The following is a 19,864-nucleotide window of genomic DNA, read 5'->3' on the forward strand; positions in this document are numbered from 1 at the left end:
AAGTGATGTTAGTTACTACCACTGCGGTAGTGTCTATCACATGACCGACCGGCATCCAACGCTGCGAGCACAACGGCGATCCGAGACGCAGCGCACGATTCAGGCGCACGCGGTGCGGCTGTTCACCGAGCGCGGCTACGACGCCACGACCGTGGCCGACGTCGCCGAAGCCGCGGGCGTCTCGCCCATGACCGTGTACCGGCACTTCCCCACGAAGGAGGACCTCGTACTCGTCGACCAGCACGACCGGCTCGTCGCCGAGCGCATCGCCGCGTCGTCCGGGGAGCAGCCGCTGGTACGCCGCATCGGCAGCGCGCTTGTCGACTCGGCCACGACATTGACCGGGACCGGTGGCGGCCACGGAGGCGGCCCGACGGTGAACGAGCGGTTCCTGCTGGCCCGCCTCCGGCTCATGATCTCGACGCCCGCCTTGCGGGCCAGGCACCTGGACAACCACTACGCACTGCAGCAGGCCATCGTCAACGCCCTCGGGGGCGACGAGATGGATCCCGACGCGGCGTTCCGCGCCCAGGCGGCGGCCAGCGCCTGCCTGGCCGCCCTGCACACGGCATTGGTGCGCTGGGCCGAGGACGACGGACAGACCGAGCTGCCCGAATTGATCACGAAGGCGCTCGCTGCCGCCTTCGGCGATGACATCGTTGACGTGGGCCCGGACGGGTGAGGAAGACCGTCCGGGCCCACGTCGACGCGGCAGCCGCGTCCCGCGCCGTTTCGGCGAGGGCGAGATGGCCACCGACCAGCCGGCCGCACTGCTGACCTTCAGGGGCAGTTGACGACCGTGTCGCCGGGGTCACGGTTGCAGGTGTCGAAGGAAGCACCGCCGTCGAGGGAGTCGTTCACAGGGATGCCGTCGACCGCCTCCAGGGTGTCGACGCCCTCCTGGCCGTTGTGACTGTCGTTTCCGGTGCCGCCGGTCAAGGTGTCATTGCCGGTGTTTCCGTTGAGGGTGTCATTGCCCTCGTTGCCGTTCAGTGTGTCGTTCCCGGCGTTGCCATGGATCGTGTCGTTTCCGCCGAGTCCGGAGATCGTGTCGTTGCCGGGCCCACCGTTGATGGTGTCGTTGCCCGGTGTCGCACGGCTGCCCGCGGTGGCCACATCGTCACCGACGAGTTGGTCGGCCCGGGGGCCGCCGTTGAGCTGGTCGTCCCCGGCGCCGCCGAACACCACCGCAGGGGTATCCACGTTCGCCGAGACCGTGATGTCGTCGTCGGCGTCCTGGCCGGTGATCCGGATTCCGGTCCCGGGCAGCGGACATGCCACGGAGCCCACCGACCGCACCTGGCAGGGCGCCACCGCGGACACGTCGTCCCCCGCGTCCGACACGAGGAGGACATCGCCCTGCCGCCGGACGGTGATGATATTGGCCACGCCCTCACTCGCCGTGACCACGAGGGTGTCGCCCGAGAATGAGACGACGGTGGTGTCCGCAAGTGCGCCAGCTCCGGCGGAGCGCGGAACAGCCGACGCCGAGGTGCCTGCCAGCGGTAGGCAGACGAGTGCCGCGACGCACATCGCGGCCCACGCGCGCGGGGTTTTCGTCATCACGTGTCTCCTTTGTCGTAGGGCGGAACGGGGCATCGCGGTCCGCGCGGATCTGTCCGCCATCAGGGGCAGCCCGAAAGGAAGTCGCCCAGGTCGTAGCTGCACTTGTCGACGCCCGTGCCGCCTTCGGCGTAGTCGTTGCCGCTGATCTCGTCCACGACGTCGATGGTGTCCCTGCCGCTGCCGCCGTCGGCGTAGTCGTTACCCTCCCCGGAGATGATCTGGTCGGCGCCGTTACCGCCTTCGATGACGTCGTTGCCCAGTCCGGAGCTGACGAGGTCCGCGCCGTCGCGGCCCTCGATGGAGTCGTTTCCGGCGCCGCCGATGATCCCGTCCGAGCCGGATCCGCCGATGAGGGTGTCGTTGCCGCCTCCGCCCGACAGTGAGTCGTTGCCTTCCTCGCCCTCAAGCGTGTCGTTGGCGTTGCCGCCGACCAGCCTGTCGTCGCCCGAGCCGCCGAGCAGGGTGACGCCGAGCCCGGTGAGCGAGGAGGTGACACTGTCGTTCTGGTCGCCCGCGCCGACCACCAGCTCGGTGGTGGTGGCGGCCCCGGAACAGACGGCCTCGTTGGCGCTCACGGCGGTGCAGCCGCCGGACGCCGCGATGTTGTCGCCGGTGTCCCGGATTCTGATGGTGTCACCCACCTGCCATACGGTGAGGGTGTTGCCGTACCCCACACCCGCGGTGACGGTGACGGTGGTATTGGTCTTGTTGACGAGAGTGGTGGCGAGAGCCCCACCCGGCGACTGACCGCCGGTGGCGGCGCTCGCCACCCCCGTGAGGTGCAATGCGAATCCGCACACGGCAATGAGAAGTGCGGTGGCGCGCAGAGGCTTTGTGCCCATGTCCTGCTCCTGCTCCCTGGAAAGGTGGAGACCGGTCGGTGCGGGGCTTCCGTGCCTGATGAACCGGGGAAATATCCCGGGATGGAGAAACGTGCCGGTGCCTGTCCGTGCGCTGTGCCGGTGCGGCGTGCGTTTGCGGCGTGCGGCGTGCGGCGTGCGGCCGTGCGTTGAGTCGGCGCGCGCTCGTGCGGCGCGCTGCCGTGTGTCGGCCCGTCCCGCTGCCCCGGCCACTGGCAGTGTGCGGAGTGCCAGGTGTGACGGTGCAGACGTCTGAGCAGTGAGAGCATGCTCCGCCGTGGAGCCGCGATGAAGGCGTTTTTTCGCCATTCATGGCCGACAACCGCTGATCGCGTCGGCTGGCGTAGGCGATGTGTGGGCAACCTTTGTGCCGGTTGGCGAGTCACCTTGGATTATGGGGCTGGTATGCGATCCGGCGGGGGAATCATGGGGAACGCAAAGGGAGCGGGCGTCCCGTGGGTGCGGTGGCTGTTGGAGGCCGGGGTGCTATTCGTGGCGTGGCAGAATTACGCCACCGAGACGATGCCCTGGTGGTTCGCGTTGCCCCTGGCCTGCCTGGCGTCGGTGATCTACGGGGTCTCGTGGGCGTCGAGACTCCGGTACTTGGTCCGAGGCCCGCAAAGCAGCGGCGTCCACCGAAAGGATGCCGACTCACTGTGACGCTCGCAGCGGGAGGACGCGCGCTGAGCGCGTCGACCTGTCGGCGATTCAAGCGCCCCCGCATTGCCGTATCGGGCGGGGACGACATGGTGGACTTCCGGGAGATCGCTGCCCAACTGCGTGGTCTACCGGCGGACGCCCACCATGTCGAACTGCCTTGACCGATCTGCTGGTCGGCTTCCTGCGTACGAAGGCCAGTTGAGCTGTCGAGCTAGATGGTGCCTCGCTGTACGGCCGAGACGAAGGTGCTGAATGCGTCTGTGGGGAAGACCACGGCCGGACCGTGCGGGTTCTTGGAGTCCCGTACGGGAACGGTGCCGGGGTAGCCGTCGGCGACCTCGACGCATTCGGCCCCTTCGCCGTTGCTGTAGCTCGACTTGCGCCAGCTGGTCGTCAGAGCAGATGCGTCAGGAATCATCTTCATCTTCGTACCCTTTCAGGTATGTGCGGACCATGTCGAGAGATTCGCTCTCAGGCAATGCCTTGGAGCGAGCGATATCAAACCTCTGCGTGAGCTCAAGGATCTTCCTTGGTGACTCTACTGACCCGCCGGAGGCGAAGCTCTCGACGTACCCGATCGTAGCGCCGTTCCGGAGAGTGAGCAGACTCAAGCTCCCGCCCAGCAAGGGGTGTTCCCCCTGTGCAAACGGTAATACCTGAATCTGGACGTGCCGAGACTCCGCAGCCTTGAGCAGAGCGTGAAGTTGCTCCGTCATGCACTCTCTGCCCCCAATTGGGCGTTTGAGTGCGGCTTCATCCATGATTGCCCAGTAGAGGGGTCGCGCTTCTTGATCGAATACGCGCTTGCGGCGCATTCGTGTGGCGACTCGTTCGCCTGTCTGCTCCTCGGTTTCGCCGGGAATCGACTCATGGAAGAGTGCTTGCATGTAGTCCTCGGTTTGCAGCAGGCCAGGAATCAAGCTGCTGCCGAAGACCTGGATCCGAGCCGCCGTGGCCTCGCTTTCCAGAATTACGCGCCCATAGCCAGGAATCGAAGAGTCCTGCGCCATGGTCCGTAGCTCGGCAAAGAGCCCGTCCGTGGCGAAGTGTGTGTCCAGATCTTCGGCGAGCGTGTCGGAGGGAAGCTGCTCGCCGCGTTCGACCCGGCTGATGTACGTATGCGGATAGCCGACCTTGTCGGCAAGGGCTCGCTGTGAGAGTCCCGCACTCTCCCGCAGTCGGCGCAGACGTCGGCCGAGCACTGTGCGTGGGGTGGCCTTGTCGTCGTCCTCGTTGTGTAGCTCCATTGTTCGAACGCACCTTCAATTCCGTGTCCACAGAGGCCTTTTGGTGACAGGTGAAGCCTGTAACCAACGTACCTCGTCGGCAATGGTGTGAGTGGACATTCCGAGAAAGGCACCCGTAGACGCGAAGGGGCACGGCGACCATGGCAGAACCGACCACAACACCCGCGACCGTTGGCGATGTGGATGAGCTCGCGGCGCTGATAGAGGCCGGTGGGTTCTGGCGGTTCGTCCCTGACTGGGTGCCGCGAACCGGTTATGCCGAGCCGACGCCTGACATTCTCAGGGCCGTTGAAGCGGAGCTGAGGCGGGTGCCGGGATGAGCCGTGGAGAGATTCCCTATGTGCCTGCTGTGGGTGAGACGGCCAGGGACTCTATTACGGGCCGGGTGGGCCGGGTGATGGGTCACGAAGGGCCGTACTATCAGCTCCGGCCGCTCAATGGCGGCAAGGAGTGGGACGCGAAGGCGGAGCACCTGGTGCCGGTGTCGCTGTCCGACGCGCTCAGGCCCGCTGTGGCCGAGGTGAATTCCCGCACCAAATGGGGGGATGCCAGGTGGGCGTGAATATGAACCCGCACGGGTTCAAGGTCGGCAGCGTGGTCTATGACCGATATTATGATCTGCCCGCTATGGTCGCCGATTTCCAAGGGCCATTGATCTGCCTTACCCGCCCGAGCGGCTTTTCGTGGCGGTCGCGTTGGGTCAATGTGCGACCGGCCACCCCGTACGAGCGGCGACAGCTACGGGCCATAGCCAAACTCCACGCTCAGCAACAGCGACGGTAAAAATGCCTGGCGCGCATCTTCATGCAGTGGCGTTTGTCGCGGCAAACGCCGTGTCCCTCGCAGGTCACGTCTCTTTGTAGGTGGCCGAAGCCGTGAGCCTGTGTCGCGCTTCAGGGGGCACACGATGTCGCTTTGAGTGCCCCCTGGGGGCGTATCGGGTGACGAGAGTCGCATTGGGGCGTGCGCGGGTCGCTCTGCGCGGCCTGAGCTGTCCGTGTCAGATCGCGCGCTAAGCCTTCGTCGGCCCTGGTGGGTGCCTGACAGCGTCCCTCGCGGTGGCCCACCTACCGCATCCTCGCCGAGCATCGGTCACGCCCACATCGTGGGGATCCGGCAGCTTCCTTGCCCCTGGGGCAGAGCAGGGAGTCCAGGGGCCACGCTGGTCGGCCGAAGCGATGGCAGTTGGCCGCTTCGGCCGCCCGGCCACTTACGGCTGGTCCTGGCCTCGCCTCGCTCGGCCGGACGGTAATGCGACCGCCTACGGCGCCGTGTCGCTGATGGCCGCCGCCGATGCCACCGGTTCGCCCCACAAGGCGGCCATCCAGGGCTCGATCGCCCTGGCCTCTGCGACCTGCCCGATCGGGCACGTACTCGCCGAGAAGTCCAAGATCGAGGACCTGGGCGGCCGGTCCGTGGCGGAACGCGCCGACCGGGTGCTGCCAGCCCTGACGGCGGCGATGAGCCTGCTGAAGGAGCAGGATCCGGGCGAGGCAGACAACTTCCGCGGCACCGTCCTGGTCGCCGTCGAAGCGGCGGCCCAGGCCGACAAGGGGCAGGCCCGGCCCTTTCCTGGCGGAGAGGGCCCGCAAGATCACCGGCGCCATCGACGCCGCTTGACGGGACACGGGGGCCGGAACTCTTCCAACCGGCCCCCGACCGCTCAAGGTTGCTTCTGGACGTCCTTCACCGAGGTCGGCCCCAACTGCTTGGCGCTGGCGTACTCCGGCATCGTCATGGGCTTGTCGAACAGGAAGAACGACTGGTTCGTGCCGACCGTGAACTCCATGTACGCGCCCGTCGTGGCGTCGAAACCGTAGTAGGCATTGCAGGTGGAACCCGACGTGTACGTGCCGTCCATGCCGGGCTGTGCGAGGACCGCGATGCCGTTTTTGGAGTCCTCCACCTTCTCCGTCGGAGTGAGCATCTTGCAGCGCGGCACAGGCAGGCCCTTCATGATGAAGTACCCGTACTCGCCGTTGGCGTTCTGGATGTAGACGTAGGAGAGTTTGCCCCGCTTCCCCCACGTCTTGATCCACTGGTTGATCGCTTCGCGGGTCGGCGAGTACTCCATGCGGCCCGCCGGCTGCTGGGCCACGAGGCGGTCGTAGTTGTCCTGCTTGGCCTTGTTCTCCTTGTCCTGGCTGGAGTCGTCGGTGCAGGACGTCAGGGCAAGGCCCACAACGAGCGCGACGACGGTGGCCAGGGCCATACGTGCGAACTTCTTCATGCGGTGCTGCCCTCTTCCCGGGATGAGATGGGGATCAGTTGGTGCACGTCGTGCGCTCGGCGGTGGCATCCAGCCGGTACGGCAGATCCTTGTCACGGAAGGGCGCGCGGTGCTCCTGGGCGGCCTTCGAGTTGTAGGCGTTGACCGACTCGATCCGCGTGGCCTTCAGCGCGGTGATCGACTGGTCGATCTGCGTCGTGCGAGTCTCCGAAGCGGCCTTCCGCTCCTCCTGGAGCGCCTGGAGCGCCTGGATCGTCCCTTCGGCGTTCTGCACGGCTTCGCACAGATCGAAGAACTCCTCGTACGCGGTCTGACGGAACTCGCCCGAGCCGACGGCGTTCTCGCGCTTGTCCGCCTCACCGCGGAACGGGGCGGTGATCCACCCCGCGCCGCCGAAGGCGAACACCCCGATCACGTACAACACCGCCAGGCCGATGATCCCGCCGACGGCCCAAGCCCCTAACCGTGCCCCCTCGCGTATCTGCCCCATGGCCATCCTCCTTCACAGGTGGTTCCGTGGCGTGGAACCACCTTCCGCGAAGGAGGACACGGCGCCTGGTGAAACGGTTCCGCCGGCACGAACGTCAGGAAGGGTTACCGGCGCGGTCGAGCCACTGCCGGCACACGGTCCAGTGGATGCGCGCGCTGCCAGGGGTTGACCCACAGCCGCTTCAGAGAGGGGACTGAGCGCGCGGTGCCAGGCGCGGACGTCGTGGCTACTCTCGGTGCTGGTCAGCTGCAGGAACCGAACGGGGCCGTTTTGCTGCTGACGGACGCCAGCGGGCGCACGTTCCCGGCGTCTCGGGAGCGGGGTCGTCGCGCAAGGCTGGATCTCGTCGTGCTGGGCGGCCAGGCGTGACAGTGCCAGGGTCTTGGATGTGGTGAGCTCGGCCAACTGCCGGTCGCGGTCCTTGATGCGTTCTTGCAGGGTCGCGTTCGCCGCTTTGAGGCGTTCGATCTGCGCAAGACGCGGATCGACGATCTCCCCGGCGTCCTGGAAACTCCTTCAGACGCCGCTCGAACTCCTCGGCAAGGTGCTGGTAGGGACCGGGCAGGCACGTGCGTGACGTCCAGCAAGTACGGCAGACGTTGATTGACATCCATGTCGGGGTTCGCGCCCGGGACTTCGGGCTCACCGGGCCCTTCTATACGGCCTAGCGCTTCGGCGAGCGCCTCACCGGTCACAGCTCGGCTCCGGGGTGGGAGGCCGTCATCGGTTACGACTACGGTGAGCCGGTCGGGTTCGCGTACTGCGCTCTGCTCGGCCCCAGCACCCGTTGGTGGACCGCGATGACCACCCCGCTGCCCGACGGGTACGCCGTCGAGACGAGCAGCGGTACCCTCGCGCTCAACGAGATTGTCGTCCGCAAGGCCTGGCGCGGCACCGGGGCAGCCCGTCGGCTAGTCGGCGGGCCCACCGACTTCAGGTCCCTGGTGTGCCGCCCGGCCCCTGATCGATCCGGTCGAGCTCCGCGAGGTCCTCCGGTGTGAGGCGCAGTGCCGTCGCGGCTACGTTCTCCTCCAGGTGGGTCAGTGACGACGTCCCCGGAATGGCCAGCATCGCCGGTGATACGGCCAGCAGCCAAGCCAGCATGACCTGGGCCGTCGTGGCCCCATGGCGACCCGCGATACGCCTGAGGGGGGCCGTATCGGGCACTCCCGTGCCGCCGAGCGGAAAGTACGGCACAAAGGCGATGCCCTGCTCGGCGCAGGTGGCCGGCATGGCCGAGTCGGTGCGTGTCACCAAGCTGAAGTTGTTCTGCACCGCCGCTACCGGGGCGATCCGCTGCGCCTCCGCCAGCTGCCCCGTGGTGACGTTGCTGAGTGCGAGGTGCCGGATGAGGCCCTGTTCCCGCAGCGCCGCCAGTGCGGCGAAGCGGTCGCCGATCGGGGCGTCCTGTGGGCCCGCGATTCCGCCGACGCGCAGGTAGACCAGATCCAGGCGGTCCCGGCCCAGTTCGCGCAGGTTCTGCTGGACCCCGGCCTTCAGCTCGTCCGGGCTTGCCGCCGGCAGCCAGGTTCCGTCCGGATCGCGCTGGGGGCCCACCTTCGTGGCGATCACCAGGTCCTCCGGGTAGGGGCGCAGGGCCGTACGGATCAGGGCGTTGGCCGCGACGTCCCCGTAGAAATAGAAGGCGGCGGTGTCGATGTGGCCGACTCCCAGCTCCACCGCCCGGCGCAGGACGGCAACCCCCCGAACCGGGTCGCCCGCCGGGCCGTCGATGTGCCGCGCGGGCAGCCGCATCGCGCCGAAACCCATTCTGGCCACCGGCAGGTCACCGCCGAGGTCCCAGCGCCCGGCGGTTCCGGCCGTTCCGGCGTTCGCTGCGTCTGCTTGCAATTCCTTGGTTGTCATAGGGGGATCCTCTGGTCGGCGCACTCGGCTGTGCAGGGGTTGGCACCTTGCTGCCAGGATGTTCGAACCATGACGACCGACCGGATAGTGACCCTGCGGGGCGAGCGGGAACTGGTTCTCCGGGCCGGCGATCTGTTCGCCGCCGCGCAGCATGAGTTCCTGTGCGCCGCCGCCGACCTGGTGACCTGGTCCGCCGGAGCGAACGCCGCCTTGGCCGGAGAAAAACGGCCGCCGCCGCCCCCTGGCCTGTCCGTACGGAAGCTGTACACCGCACGCGCCCTGTCCGACCCCGCCTCGGAGCGTCGTCTTGTCCGGATCGCCGCCTTGGGCGCGCACGTGCGGATCTGCGCCGCGCCGCTCGCGCACGAGGCGATCGTCATCGATCGGCGGATCGCGATCCTCGCCGGATCCCCGGTCCACGGGACCCGGACCTACACCGTGGTCCGGTCCCCGGATGTCGTCGAAGGCGTCCGGTCGCTGTTCCGCGCGGCCTGGGAGAGCGCCGTGGACCTTGCCGACTTCCGGCGCGCGCGGCCTCCCGTACTCAGCGAGCAGGCCCGCCACATCCTGCGGATGCTCAGCGCCGGACACACCGACGAGGCGGCGTCACGGCAGCTCGGCATGTCACTGCGTACGTACCGCAGACGCGTCGCCGAGCTCATGGTGATGCTCGGCGCCACGTCCCGGTTCCAGGCCGGCATCCGCGCCCGTGAATTCGATGGCGGGTCTGACCGGGCATAAAAATACCCCGCTACCGAATTGGCGGGCGGGGTCTCTGTCTGCGTATATTGAGTGTTTGTGTCCGTGCGCACTAAAGCGCATGGAGAAGTTCACTAGCGTCACCATACCGCGCCGGGAGCCGAATTGTCAACCAACGAATTGCAGAATGAGCAGCAATTCATCAACCACCTCTACGAGCGTCTCGACACGCTCCGCGAGCAGGCCGAGGCCGCCGTCCAGACCGCCATCGCCCAAGGCAGCACCGGCCGGCAGGCCCGCGTCGAGCGCGATGTGGTCGTCGCCGAGCAGTCCGGGCTGTTGTCCGCGCTGAATGGAGTCGACTCCGGGCTCTGTTTCGGGCGCATCGACTTCAGCGACGGCACCCGGCACCACATCGGCCGTATCGGAATGCGCGAGAGCAATACGGAGCGCACCCCTCTGGTCATCGACTGGCGCGCCCCCGTCGCCCGGCCCTTTTATCTCGCCACCGGCTATGAACCCATGGGGCTGCGCCGGCGGCGGCACATCACCACCAAGGGGCGCACCGTCACCGCCCTGCACGACGAGATTCTCGATCTCGCCGACGCCACCCGCACCGGGCACGAGGACCCGGACGCCGACGCCGTGCTGCTCGCCGCGCTCGGGGCCGCGCGGACCGGGCGGATGGCTGACATCGTGCGGACCATCCAGGCCGAGCAGGACCGCATCATCCGCGCCCCGCAGCGCGGCGTCCTCGTCGTCGAGGGCGGGCCCGGCACCGGGAAGACCGCCGTCGCGCTGCACCGGGCCGCGTATCTGCTGTACGCGTACCGCGAGCAGCTCGCCCGCCGCGCCGTACTGATCGTCGGGCCGAACCCCGCGTTCCTCGGCTATATCGGCGAGGTGCTGCCCGCACTCGGCGAGACCGGGGTGCTGCTGTCCACGATGGCGGAGCTCTTCCCCGGCGTACGCGCCACCGGCACCGACACTCCGCAGGCCGCCGTCATCAAGGGGCGCGCCGAGATGGCCGAGGTGCTCGCCAGGGTCGTACGCGACCGGCAGACGCTCCCCGAGTCGCTGCCGGCCATCGACATTGATTACGAGGACGCGGGCACCGTCCCGGAACCCGCGCTGGAGATCGACCACCCCGATCACGGGATCCTGCTCCTCGGCCGCGAAATGGCGTACGAGGCGCGTGACCGCGCCCGTGCCACCGGGCTGCCGCACAATCTCGCCCGGCCGCACTTCGCCTTCCGGATCATCGACGCGCTGACCGCCCAGCTCGCCGACCGCATCGGCGCCGACCCCTACGGAGGACCGAACCTCCTCGGCGCCGACGACATCGCCCAGCTCTCCAAGGAGATCGCCACCAGCGCCGAGGTGCACTCCGCCATCGAGCAGCTGTGGCCCTCCCTCACCCCGCAGCAGCTCATCACCGACTTCCTCGCCGAGCCTGGCTCCCAGTTGCCCGATGAAGACGCCGCGGTGATTCGGCGCGGCGGCGGGGAATGGACCGCGGCCGACGTGGCCCTCCTGGACGAGGCCGCCGAACTCCTCGGCTTCGACGACAGCGCCGCACAGGCCGCCGCCGAAGCCGAGCGCCAGGAGCGCATCGCCTATGCCCAGGGCGTACTGGAGCTCTCCGAGGGCTCCACCACATACGAGTTCGAGGACGAGGAGTCCGAGCTTCTCGCCGCGCACGACATCATCGACGCCGAGCGGATGGCCGAGCGCCACGAAGAGGCCGACCACCGCAGCGCCGCCGCGCGTGCCGCCGCCGACCGGACCTGGGCCTTCGGGCACATCATCGTGGACGAGGCGCAGGAGCTCTCCGCCATGGCCTGGCGGCTGCTGATGCGCCGCTGCCCCACCCGCTCGATGACGCTCGTCGGCGACCCCGCCCAGACCGGCGACGAAGCGGGGTGCGGCTCGTGGCAGGAGATCCTCCAGCCGTACGTGGGCGACCGCTGGACGCACACGCAGCTGCGGGTCAACTACCGTACGCCCGCCGAGATCATGGAGTACGCGGCCGAGCGGCGCCGCGCCACGGACCCCGGCTTCGCGCCGCCGCGCTCCATCCGTTCCACGGGCGTACCGCCCTGGGAGCGCACGCTGCCCCTCGCCGACGTGGCCCGGCTGGCCGCCGAGGAGGCCCCGCACGAAGGGCGGCTCGCGGTCATCGCCCCGCGCGAGCTGCACACCGAGCTGGCCGGGCTCGGGGGTGAGCCCGTTGACCTGACGCGGGCCGTCGTGCTGCTCGACCCGCGTCAGGCCAAGGGCCTCGAGTTCGACACCGTCATCGTTGTCGCCCCCGACCGTATGGAACCCAACGACCTCTACGTGGCGCTCACCCGCGCCACTCAACGGCTCGGGGTGATCACAGAGGCGTGAATCACACCGGACGCAGCCAGATAGTCGCCAGCGGCGGCAGCGTCAGCTGGATGGACGCCGGGCGGCCGTGCGCGGAGACCGACTCCGGTTTCAGCAGGTCAGGGTTGAGCACATCGCTGCCGCCATAGCGCGCCGCGTCCGTGTTCAGGATCTCCATCCACGAGTGGACCGAGTCCGGCACCCCCAGCCGGTACTCGTGCCGCACCACCGGCGAGAAGTGGCTGAGGGCCAGCAGCGGATGCCCCGAGGCGTCGTACCGCAGAAACGCGAAGACGTTGTCCTCCGCCGCGTCGCCCTCCACCCACGCGAAGCCCTCGGGCACCGTGTCCTGCTCCCAGAGCGCGGGCGTCGCGCGGTACGCGGCGTTCAGCTCGCGCACCAGGAGCCGCACCCCGCGGTGGTCCGCCTCCGCCTCGTACGAGGGGTCGAGCAGCCACCAGTCCGGGCCGTGGCTCTCCGACCACTCCGCGCCCTGCGCGAACTCCTGCCCCATGAACAGGAGCTTCTTGCCGGGGTGGGCCCACATGAAGCCCAGATACGCGCGGTGGTTGGCGCGCTGCTGCCACCAGTCGCCGGGCATCTTGCTCACCAGCGACCGTTTGCCGTGCACCACCTCGTCGTGGGAGATGGGCAGGACGTAGTTCTCGCTGTACGCGTACACCATCGAGAACGTCATCTCGTTGTGGTGGAACTTGCGGTGCACCGGCTCGTGCGAGACATAGCCCAGCGAGTCGTGCATCCACCCCATGTTCCACTTCAGGCCGAAGCCGAGGCCGCCGAAGCCGCCCGGACCCACATGGTGGGTGGCCCTGGTCACCCCGTCCCAGGCCGTGGACTCCTCGGCGATGGTGATCACGCCGGGGCAGCGCCGGTAGACGGTGGCGTTCATCTCCTGAAGGAAGGCGACCGCGTCCAGGTTCTCCCGGCCGCCGTGGACGTTCGGGGACCACTCGCCGTGCTCGCGGGAGTAGTCCAGATAGAGCATCGAGGCGACGGCGTCCACCCGCAGCCCGTCGATATGGAACTCCTCGCACCAGTACGTGGCGTTGGCGACCAGGAAGTTACGCACCTCCTTGCGGCCGTAGTCGAATTCGAGGGTGCCCCAGTCGGGGTGCGCGGCCTTGGCCGGGTCCTCGTGTTCGTACAGCGTGCGGCCGTCGAATTCGGCGAGTGCCCAGTCGTCCTTCGGGAAGTGCGCGGGCACCCAGTCCACAATCACCCCGATGCCCGCCCGGTGCAGGGAGTCGACGAGGAAGCGGAAGTCGTCGGGGGTGCCCATCCGGGCCGTCGGGGCGTAGAAGCCGGTGACCTGGTAGCCCCAGGAACCGCCGAACGGGTGCTCGGCGACCGGCATCAGCTCCACATGGGTGAAGCCCAGGTCCTTCACGTACGCGGGGAGCTGCACCGCCAGCTGGCGGTAGGTGAGGCCGGCGCGCCAGGAGGGCAGGTGCACCTCGTAGACCGAGAACGGCGCCCGGTGCACGGGCCGGTCGGCGCGGTGCTCCATCCACTCCTCGTCGTGCCACACATGGTGCGACTCGGTCACGATGGACGCGGTCGCGGGCGGCACTTCGGTACGCCGCGCCATCGGGTCGGCGCGCAAGGTGTGCGAGCCGTCCGGGCGCGCGATGTCGAACTTGTACAGCGCGCCCTCGCCGACCCCGGGCAGGAACAGCTCCCACACGCCCGTCCCGCCGAGCGAACGCATCGGGCAGCCGGTGGCGTCCCAGTAGTTGAAGTCACCGGCGACGCGCACGCCGCGGGCGTTGGGCGCCCACACCGTGAACCGGGTGCCGCTGACGCCCTGGTGGGTCATCGGCTGCGCGCCCAGCGCCGTCCACAGCTCCTCGTGGCGGCCCTCGCCGATCAGGTGCAGATCGAGGTCACCGAGGGAGGGCAGGAAGCGGTACGGGTCCTGCACCTCGACCTCGTGGGCGCCCTCGCCCTCCTCCCCGTCGTACGCCACGAGCAGCCGGTACTCCGGGACCGTACGCAGCGGCAGCACACCCGAGAAGAAGCCGTCGCCGTCCTCGTACAGCTCGGCCCGCAGTCCCTTCGCGAGCACGGTCACCGCCCGCGCGAACGGGCGCAGCACACGCAGTTCGACCCCGCCGCGCACCAGATGCCCGCCGAGCAGCCCGTGCGGGTCGTGGTGGGTGCCGCTGAGCAGCCGTTCCTTGTCCTCGTCCGCGAGGGGCTGCGCGGCCCGTACGCCATGGCTGCCGCCGGCCCGGGGACGGGGCTCCTGCTTCGGCTCGGCGCGGGCCTTGCGGCGGGGCCCCGGGTCGGCCGGCTGCCGGGGGACTTCGGGGTCGGACGAATTACGGGACGGGGGTCGGGCGGTCACGGGTCGGCCTCCTTGGGCAGTGCGATGAGGGTCAGGTGTGGGTGGCGGCCAGCCGGTCGATCGCCGCCATGGGCACCGGCAGCCAGTCGGGGCGGTGGCGGGCCTCGTACACGACCTCGTACACCGCCTTGTCCGTCTCGTACGCGCGCAGCAGCTCGGGCTCGGTGCGCGGATCGACGCCGGAGACCTGGGCGTAGCCCTCGCAGTACGCGGTGCGGCAGCGCTCCGCCCAGCCCGGGTTCCAGGGGCGGTGGGTGCGGGCCGCGTAGTCGAAGGAGCGGAGCATGCCGGCGACATCGCGCACCACGGGCTGCGGTTTGCGGCGCTCGGAGAGCGGGCGGGCGGGCTCACCCTCGAAGTCGATCACGGACCACAGCGCGTGGCCCGGCGGAGATCCCGGCGGACTGGCGCCCAGCAGGGTCTGGCCCAGATGAAGATCGCCGTGGACGCGCTGCGCCTGCCAGGCGCGGCCCCTGCGCCCCAGCGCGGCGATCGCGTCGAAGGCGGCGCGCAGCCGGGGCGCGTACGGACGCAGGCCCGGGACCGCCTGAACGGCCGCGTCGAGGCGCTCGGTCATCGAGGCCGCCAGGTGCTCGGTCTGCGGGCGGCGCAGCATCACGGTCGGCAGGGCGCCGGCCAGCGCCGTATGCACCTCGGCGGTGACCCGGCCCAGCTCACGGGCCTCGTCGGTGAAGGGCTGCCCGGCCGCCAGCGCGTCCAGCGCCAGCAGCCAGCCGTCCTGCGAGCCGCGCAGGAAGGGCTGGAGCACACCGAGCGTGTACGGCTCCGGGGTGGTGGCCTCGTACCAGGCGACGGGCGCGGGCACCCGGGCGCACCCGGCGCGGGCGAGCGCGAGGGGAAGTTCCAGATCGGGATTGGGCCCCGGGTGGACGCGGCGGAACAGCTTGAGGATGTACGCGTCGCCGTACACCAGGGAGGAATTCGACTGCTCGGCGTCCAGCGGGCGGGCGGCGAGGCCGCCGGGAATGGCGGGCCCGCCGTCGTCCAGCCGGTCGAAGCGGAGCGGCCCGAGCGCGCCGGGCGTACGCAGCCGCTCCAGGATCAGCTCGGCCAGCCGTGCGTCGTGCAGGCTCTCGTAGATCGCCCGCCCGGCGAGCGGCCCGTCGGCCGGATGCCCGATGAGCGCATGCGCGAGATGGGGCGGCAGGGCGCCGCGTACGCCGAGGAGGAGCTGATAGCAGTCCTGCGGCCCGGGGGCCGTGGCCGGGTCGGGGTCGGGAAAGTCGGGCTGTTCGACGCGTACGAGCAGGTGCAGGAGTCCCGCGCCGGCACCCCCCAGCGGCAGCATCTCGGTCGCCGAGACGAGCGAGAAGCCGGTGACCGGTCGTCCCTTGCCGGCGAACCAGCGCTGCCGGGGGAGCCATTCACGCAGGAGAGGAGCCAGCGAGGGGAGAAGTGACGGGAGAAGAACGACGGGAGTCCGGGTGGATGCAGCCTCCGACATGGCATCGCGTCCTTTCCCCGGGTACACCACGAATGCGCAGAGTGTCCCGGATTGCAGCTATGGCTGTCCGGCGGCGCGCGGGGATGAGGGGGAGAGTGCCCGGTGGTGGGCGGGGGAAACCGTCCCGCATCACCTGCCTCTCCATACTGCCGCGTATGCTCCCCAGCTGCCTCAGCTCCGTGCCCCAGTCGCCTCAGTTGCGCCAGTTGTCTCAGTTGTTCCCGGTTGCCCCATAACTTCAGTTCCGTGTCTCAGCCTGGGGACGCCTCCTTCCGCAGCCGGAACCAGTAGAAGCCGTGACCGGCGAGCGTCAGCAGATAGGGCCACTGGCCGATGGCGGGGAAGCGCACCCCGCCGATCAGCTCCACCGGATGCCGTCCGCTGAACGCCCGCAGATCGAGCTCGGTGGGCTGCGCGAACCGCGAGAAGTTGTTCACGCACAGGACAAGATCGTCCTTGTACTCGCGCAGGAAGGCGAGGACCGCCGGATTCGACGAGGGCAGTTCGGTGTACGAGCCGAGGCCGAAGGCGCTGTTCTGCTTGCGGATCTCGATCATCCGCCGGGTCCAGTGCAGCAGCGAGGAGGGCGAGGCCATCGCCGCCTCGACATTGGTGACCTGGTAGCCGTAGACGGGGTCCATGATCGTGGGCAGATAGAGCCTGCCGGGGTCGCAGGAGGAGAAGCCCGCGTTCCGGTCGGGCGTCCACTGCATCGGGGTCCGTACGGCGTCGCGGTCGCCGAGCCAGATGTTGTCGCCCATCCCGATCTCGTCGCCGTAGTACAGGATCGGCGATCCGGGCAGCGACAGCAGCAGCGCGGTGAACAGCTCGATCTGGTTGCGGTCGTTGTCGAGCAGGGGGGCGAGCCGTCGCCGGATGCCGATGTTGGCGCGCATCCGCGGGTCCTTGGCGTACTCCGCGTACATGTAGTCGCGCTCTTCGTCCGTGACCATTTCAAGCGTGAGCTCGTCGTGGTTGCGCAGGAAGATGCCCCACTGGCAGTTCTTGGGGATCGCCGGGGTCTTGGACAGGATCTCGGAGACCGGGTAGCGCGACTCGCGCCGTACGGCCATGAAGATCCGCGGCATCACGGGGAAGTGGAACGCCATGTGGCACTCGTCGCCGCCGGCCGGGAAGTCGCCGAAGTAGTCGACCACGTCCTCCGGCCACTGATTGGCCTCGGCGAGGAGCACGGTGTCGGGGTAGTGGGCGTCGATGTCCTTGCGTACCTGCTTGAGGAAGGTGTGGGTGGCGGGGAGGTTCTCGCAGTTCGTGCCCTCCTGCTGGTACAGGTAGGGCACGGCGTCAAGACGGAAGCCGTCGATGCCCAGGTCGAGCCAGAAGCGCAGCGCCGAGGTGATCTCTTCCTGCACGGCCGGGTTCTCGTAGTTGAGATCCGGCTGGTGGGAGAAGAAGCGGTGCCAGTAGTACTGCTTGCGCACCGGGTCGAAGGTCCAGTTGGACGCCTCGGTGTCGACGAAGATGATCCGGGCGTCCTCGTACTGCTTGTCGTCGTCGGCCCAGACGTAGTAGTCGCCGTAGGGGCCGTCGGGGTCGCTGCGGGACTCCTGGAACCACGGGTGCTGATCGCTGGTGTGGTTCATGACGAAGTCGATGATCACGCGCATACCGCGCTGGTGCGCGGCGTCCACGAACTCCACGAAGTCGGCGAGATCGCCGAAGTCGGGAAGGACGGCGGTGTAGTCGGAGACGTCGTAGCCACCGTCTCGCAGCGGCGACTTGAAGAACGGCGGCAGCCAGAGACAGTCGACGCCGAGCCACTGGAGGTAGTCGAGTTTGGCGGTGATCCCCTTGAGGTCGCCGATGCCGTCGCCGTTGCTGTCCTGGAAGGACCGTACGAGGACTTCGTAGAAGACGGCCCGCTTGAACCAGTCAGGATCGCGGTCCTTGACGGGCGTGTCCTCGAACTTGTCGTGGACGGGCTCATTGACGATCATGATGTGGGTGACCCTCCGATCGGCGGGGACGGTCGCAGGACAAGGATGTGCGCGGGCGTGATCCCCGGCTGGAGACGCACATAGTTGGCCCTGCCCCAGTGATAGGTCTCGCCGGTGAGCTCGTCGCGCACCGGTGCGCTCTCGTGCCAGTCGAGGCCGAGATGCGGCATGTCCAACGAGACCGTGGCCTCCTGGGTGTGGTGCGGGTCGAGGTTGACGACAACGATCACGGTGTCCGCGCCCGGTCCGCTTCCGGCGGATTTCGAGTAGGCGATCACCGAGTCGTTGTCGGCGTGGTGGAAGTGGACGTTGCGTAGCTGCTGGAGGGCGGGGTGACGGCGTCTGATCCGGTTGAGGGTGGTGATCAGGGGGGCGATGGTGCGGCCCTCGCGTTCCGCCGACTCCCAGTCACGGGGCCGCAATTCGTACTTCTCGGAGTGAAGGTACTCCTCGCTGCCCTCTCGTAGTGGGGTGTTCTCGCACAATTCGTAACCGGCGTAGACGCCCCAGGTGGGGGCCATGGTCGCGGCGAGCACCGCCCGCACCTCGAACGCGGGACGGCCGCCCTGCTGAAGATAGGCGTGCAAGATGTCGGGCGTGTTCACGAAAAAGTTCGGGCGCATGTACGAGGCGGCCTCGCCCGAAAGTTCGGTGAGGTACTCGGTGAGTTCTGCCTTGGTGTTGCGCCACGTGAAGTAGGTGTACGACTGCTGGAAGCCGATCGCCGCGAGGGTGTGCATCATCGGCGGCCGGGTGAACGCCTCGGCCAGGAAGATCACATCGGGGTCGGTGCGGTTGATGTCCGCGATCACTTTTTCCCAGAAGCGGACCGGTTTGGTGTGCGGATTGTCGACGCGGAAGATTCGTACGCCGTGGTCCATCCACAGCCGCAGCACCCGCAGCGTCTCGCGGACCAGGCCGCGCATGTCCGTGTCGAAGGCGATCGGATAGATGTCCTGGTACTTCTTCGGCGGGTTCTCGGCGTACGCGATGGTGCCGTCGGCGCGGTGGTGGAACCACTCGGGGTGCTCGGTGACCCAGGGATGGTCGGGGGAGCACTGGAGCGCGAAGTCCAGGGCGATCTCCATCCGCAGTTCGCGCGCGGTCGCCACGAAGTGGTCGAAGTCCTCGAAGGTGCCGAGGTCGGGGTGGATCGCGTCGTGGCCACCGTCCGGGGAGCCGATGGCCCAGGGCACGCCGACGTCATGGGGGCCGGGGGAGAGGGTGTTGTCGGGGCCCTTGCGGAAGGTGGTGCCGATGGGGTGGACGGGCGGCAGATAGACGACGTCGAAGCCCATGGCGGCGACGGCGGGCAGGCGCTCGGCGGCGGTGCGGAAAGTGCCGGTGACCGGGGGCGCGCCGGGGGTGACGGCCGCGCCCTCGGAGCGCGGGAAGAGCTCGTACCAGGAGCCGTACAGCGCGCGCCGGCGCTCGACGGCGAGGGGCAGGGGGCGCGACGAGGTCACCAGTTCGCGCAGCGGGTGGCGGGCCAGCGCGGCGTGGGCGTCGGGGGCGAGGGCGGCGGCGAGCCGGGCGGCGGCGGGCCGCTCCTCGTCCCGCAGCGCGTCGACGGCGGCCAGTACCGCCTCGCGCCCGTCGTTCTTGGGCACCCCGGCGGCGGCGCGCTCGTAGAGGGCGGCCCCTTCGGCGAGTACGAGCGCGGTGTCGATCCCGGCGGGGATCTTGATCAGGGCGTGGTGGCGCCAGGTGGAGATGGGATCGCTCCAGGCCTCTACGCAGTACGTCCACCGCCCCTCGGCGTCCGGGGTGATCTCGGCTCCCCACCGGTCGCTGCCGGGGTCGAGCTCCCGCATCGGCGTCCAGGGCCCGCGCCGCCTGCTGGGATCACGCAGTACGACATTGGCGCCGACCGCGTCATGGCCCTCGCGGAAGACGGTGGCGGTGATCTGGAAGGTCTCACCGACCACGGCTTTGGCGGGCCTCCGCCCGCAGTCGACTGCGGGGCGGACGTCCAGGACGGGGATGCGACCGATCATGGGATCACCTGAGGCTTGGGACTGGCGGGACTGGCGCTTGGGGTGGGTGTCGGATGGGGCGGTGGATGAGGCGTCGGATGGGGCATCG

17 protein-coding genes are annotated in these 19,864 nt (G+C 68.8%); 5 read left to right on the forward strand and 12 right to left on the reverse strand.

Features of this window, described 5'->3' with window-relative positions; all coding sequences use genetic code 11:
* Window positions 1-40: 40 nt before the first annotated feature.
* Window positions 41-682, forward strand: a complete 642-nt coding sequence (locus ACIHCQ_RS11105; RefSeq protein ID WP_399660368.1) for a TetR/AcrR family transcriptional regulator — start codon at window positions 41-43, stop codon at window positions 680-682.
* A gap of 98 nt (window positions 683-780) precedes the next feature.
* On the opposite strand, the gene ACIHCQ_RS11110 is transcribed toward ACIHCQ_RS11105, so the two are convergent.
* From ACIHCQ_RS11110 to ACIHCQ_RS11125, 4 genes are all read right to left on the reverse strand, one after another.
* The gene (locus tag ACIHCQ_RS11110; RefSeq protein ID WP_399660371.1) at window positions 781-1,563 is read right to left on the reverse strand and encodes a calcium-binding protein; all 783 of its coding nucleotides are present in this window, start codon (window positions 1,561-1,563) and stop codon (window positions 781-783) included.
* A gap of 62 nt (window positions 1,564-1,625) precedes the next feature.
* Entirely contained in the window at window positions 1,626-2,408 is a 783-nt protein-coding gene (locus ACIHCQ_RS11115) for a calcium-binding protein (RefSeq protein WP_399660374.1), read from the reverse strand.
* Window positions 2,409-3,297: 889 nt separating this feature from the next.
* Window positions 3,298-3,510, reverse strand: a complete 213-nt coding sequence (locus tag ACIHCQ_RS11120; protein ID WP_399660376.1) for a DUF397 domain-containing protein — start codon at window positions 3,508-3,510, stop codon at window positions 3,298-3,300.
* Window positions 3,494-4,333, reverse strand: a complete 840-nt coding sequence (locus tag ACIHCQ_RS11125) for a Scr1 family TA system antitoxin-like transcriptional regulator (RefSeq protein WP_399660379.1) — start codon at window positions 4,331-4,333, stop codon at window positions 3,494-3,496. The genes ACIHCQ_RS11120 and ACIHCQ_RS11125 overlap by 17 nt, the downstream gene beginning before the upstream one ends.
* A gap of 140 nt (window positions 4,334-4,473) precedes the next feature.
* On the opposite strand from ACIHCQ_RS11125, the gene ACIHCQ_RS11130 reads away from it, so the two are divergent.
* A complete protein-coding gene (locus ACIHCQ_RS11130; protein WP_399660380.1) occupies window positions 4,474-4,653 on the forward strand; it encodes a hypothetical protein in 180 nt (59 codons plus the stop codon).
* On the forward strand, window positions 4,650-4,895 hold the full coding sequence (locus ACIHCQ_RS11135; RefSeq protein ID WP_399660383.1) for a hypothetical protein: 246 nt from the start codon (window positions 4,650-4,652) through the stop codon (window positions 4,893-4,895). Before ACIHCQ_RS11130 ends, ACIHCQ_RS11135 begins: the two co-directional genes overlap by 4 nt.
* A 1,101-nt stretch (window positions 4,896-5,996) precedes the next feature.
* Here ACIHCQ_RS11135 and ACIHCQ_RS11140 read toward each other — a convergent pair.
* The 4 genes from ACIHCQ_RS11140 to ACIHCQ_RS11155 all read right to left on the reverse strand — a co-directional run bounded on the left by ACIHCQ_RS11140 (window position 5,997) and on the right by ACIHCQ_RS11155 (window position 8,919).
* The gene (locus tag ACIHCQ_RS11140; protein WP_399660386.1) at window positions 5,997-6,563 is read right to left on the reverse strand and encodes a hypothetical protein; all 567 of its coding nucleotides are present in this window, start codon (window positions 6,561-6,563) and stop codon (window positions 5,997-5,999) included.
* 34 nt (window positions 6,564-6,597) lie between these two features.
* Window positions 6,598-7,053 (reverse strand): hypothetical protein, encoded by a 456-nt coding sequence (locus tag ACIHCQ_RS11145; protein ID WP_399660389.1) that lies wholly within the window; start codon window positions 7,051-7,053, stop codon window positions 6,598-6,600.
* A 733-nt stretch (window positions 7,054-7,786) separates the two neighbouring features.
* Window positions 7,787-7,915: a hypothetical protein gene (locus ACIHCQ_RS11150; RefSeq protein ID WP_399660392.1), complete on the reverse strand. Its 129-nt coding sequence runs from the start codon at window positions 7,913-7,915 to the stop codon at window positions 7,787-7,789.
* Between the two features lie 71 nt (window positions 7,916-7,986).
* Window positions 7,987-8,919, reverse strand: coding sequence for an oxidoreductase (locus ACIHCQ_RS11155; RefSeq protein WP_399660395.1), 933 nt, complete (start codon window positions 8,917-8,919; stop codon window positions 7,987-7,989).
* Window positions 8,920-8,988: 69 nt separating this feature from the next.
* Here ACIHCQ_RS11155 and ACIHCQ_RS11160 point away from each other — a divergent pair, with 69 nt between their 5' ends.
* Both ACIHCQ_RS11160 and ACIHCQ_RS11165 read left to right on the forward strand, forming a co-directional pair.
* Window positions 8,989-9,660, forward strand: coding sequence for a DNA-binding response regulator (locus ACIHCQ_RS11160; RefSeq protein WP_399660397.1), 672 nt, complete (start codon window positions 8,989-8,991; stop codon window positions 9,658-9,660).
* 138 nt (window positions 9,661-9,798) lie between these two features.
* A complete protein-coding gene (locus ACIHCQ_RS11165) occupies window positions 9,799-12,009 on the forward strand; it encodes a HelD family protein (protein WP_399660884.1) in 2,211 nt (736 codons plus the stop codon).
* A 1-nt stretch (window position 12,010) separates the two neighbouring features.
* Here ACIHCQ_RS11165 and glgB read toward each other — a convergent pair whose 3' ends face one another.
* The 4 genes from glgB to ACIHCQ_RS11185 all read right to left on the reverse strand — a co-directional run bounded on the left by glgB (window position 12,011) and on the right by ACIHCQ_RS11185 (window position 19,776).
* Window positions 12,011-14,356, reverse strand: a complete 2,346-nt coding sequence (gene glgB / locus ACIHCQ_RS11170) for a 1,4-alpha-glucan branching enzyme (protein ID WP_399660400.1) — start codon at window positions 14,354-14,356, stop codon at window positions 12,011-12,013.
* A 31-nt stretch (window positions 14,357-14,387) separates the two neighbouring features.
* A complete protein-coding gene (locus ACIHCQ_RS11175) occupies window positions 14,388-15,821 on the reverse strand; it encodes a maltokinase (RefSeq protein WP_399660403.1) in 1,434 nt (477 codons plus the stop codon).
* A 251-nt stretch (window positions 15,822-16,072) separates the two neighbouring features.
* Window positions 16,073-17,779: a maltose alpha-D-glucosyltransferase gene (gene treS / locus ACIHCQ_RS11180; RefSeq protein ID WP_399660405.1), complete on the reverse strand. Its 1,707-nt coding sequence runs from the start codon at window positions 17,777-17,779 to the stop codon at window positions 16,073-16,075.
* On the reverse strand, window positions 17,776-19,776 hold the full coding sequence (locus tag ACIHCQ_RS11185) for a maltotransferase domain-containing protein (protein ID WP_399660408.1): 2,001 nt from the start codon (window positions 19,774-19,776) through the stop codon (window positions 17,776-17,778). Before ACIHCQ_RS11185 ends, treS begins: the two co-directional genes overlap by 4 nt.
* Window positions 19,777-19,864 lie beyond the last annotated feature (88 nt).

This window comes from Streptomyces sp. NPDC052236, assembly GCF_044548015.1.
Lineage (GTDB): Bacteria > Actinomycetota > Actinomycetes > Streptomycetales > Streptomycetaceae > Streptomyces.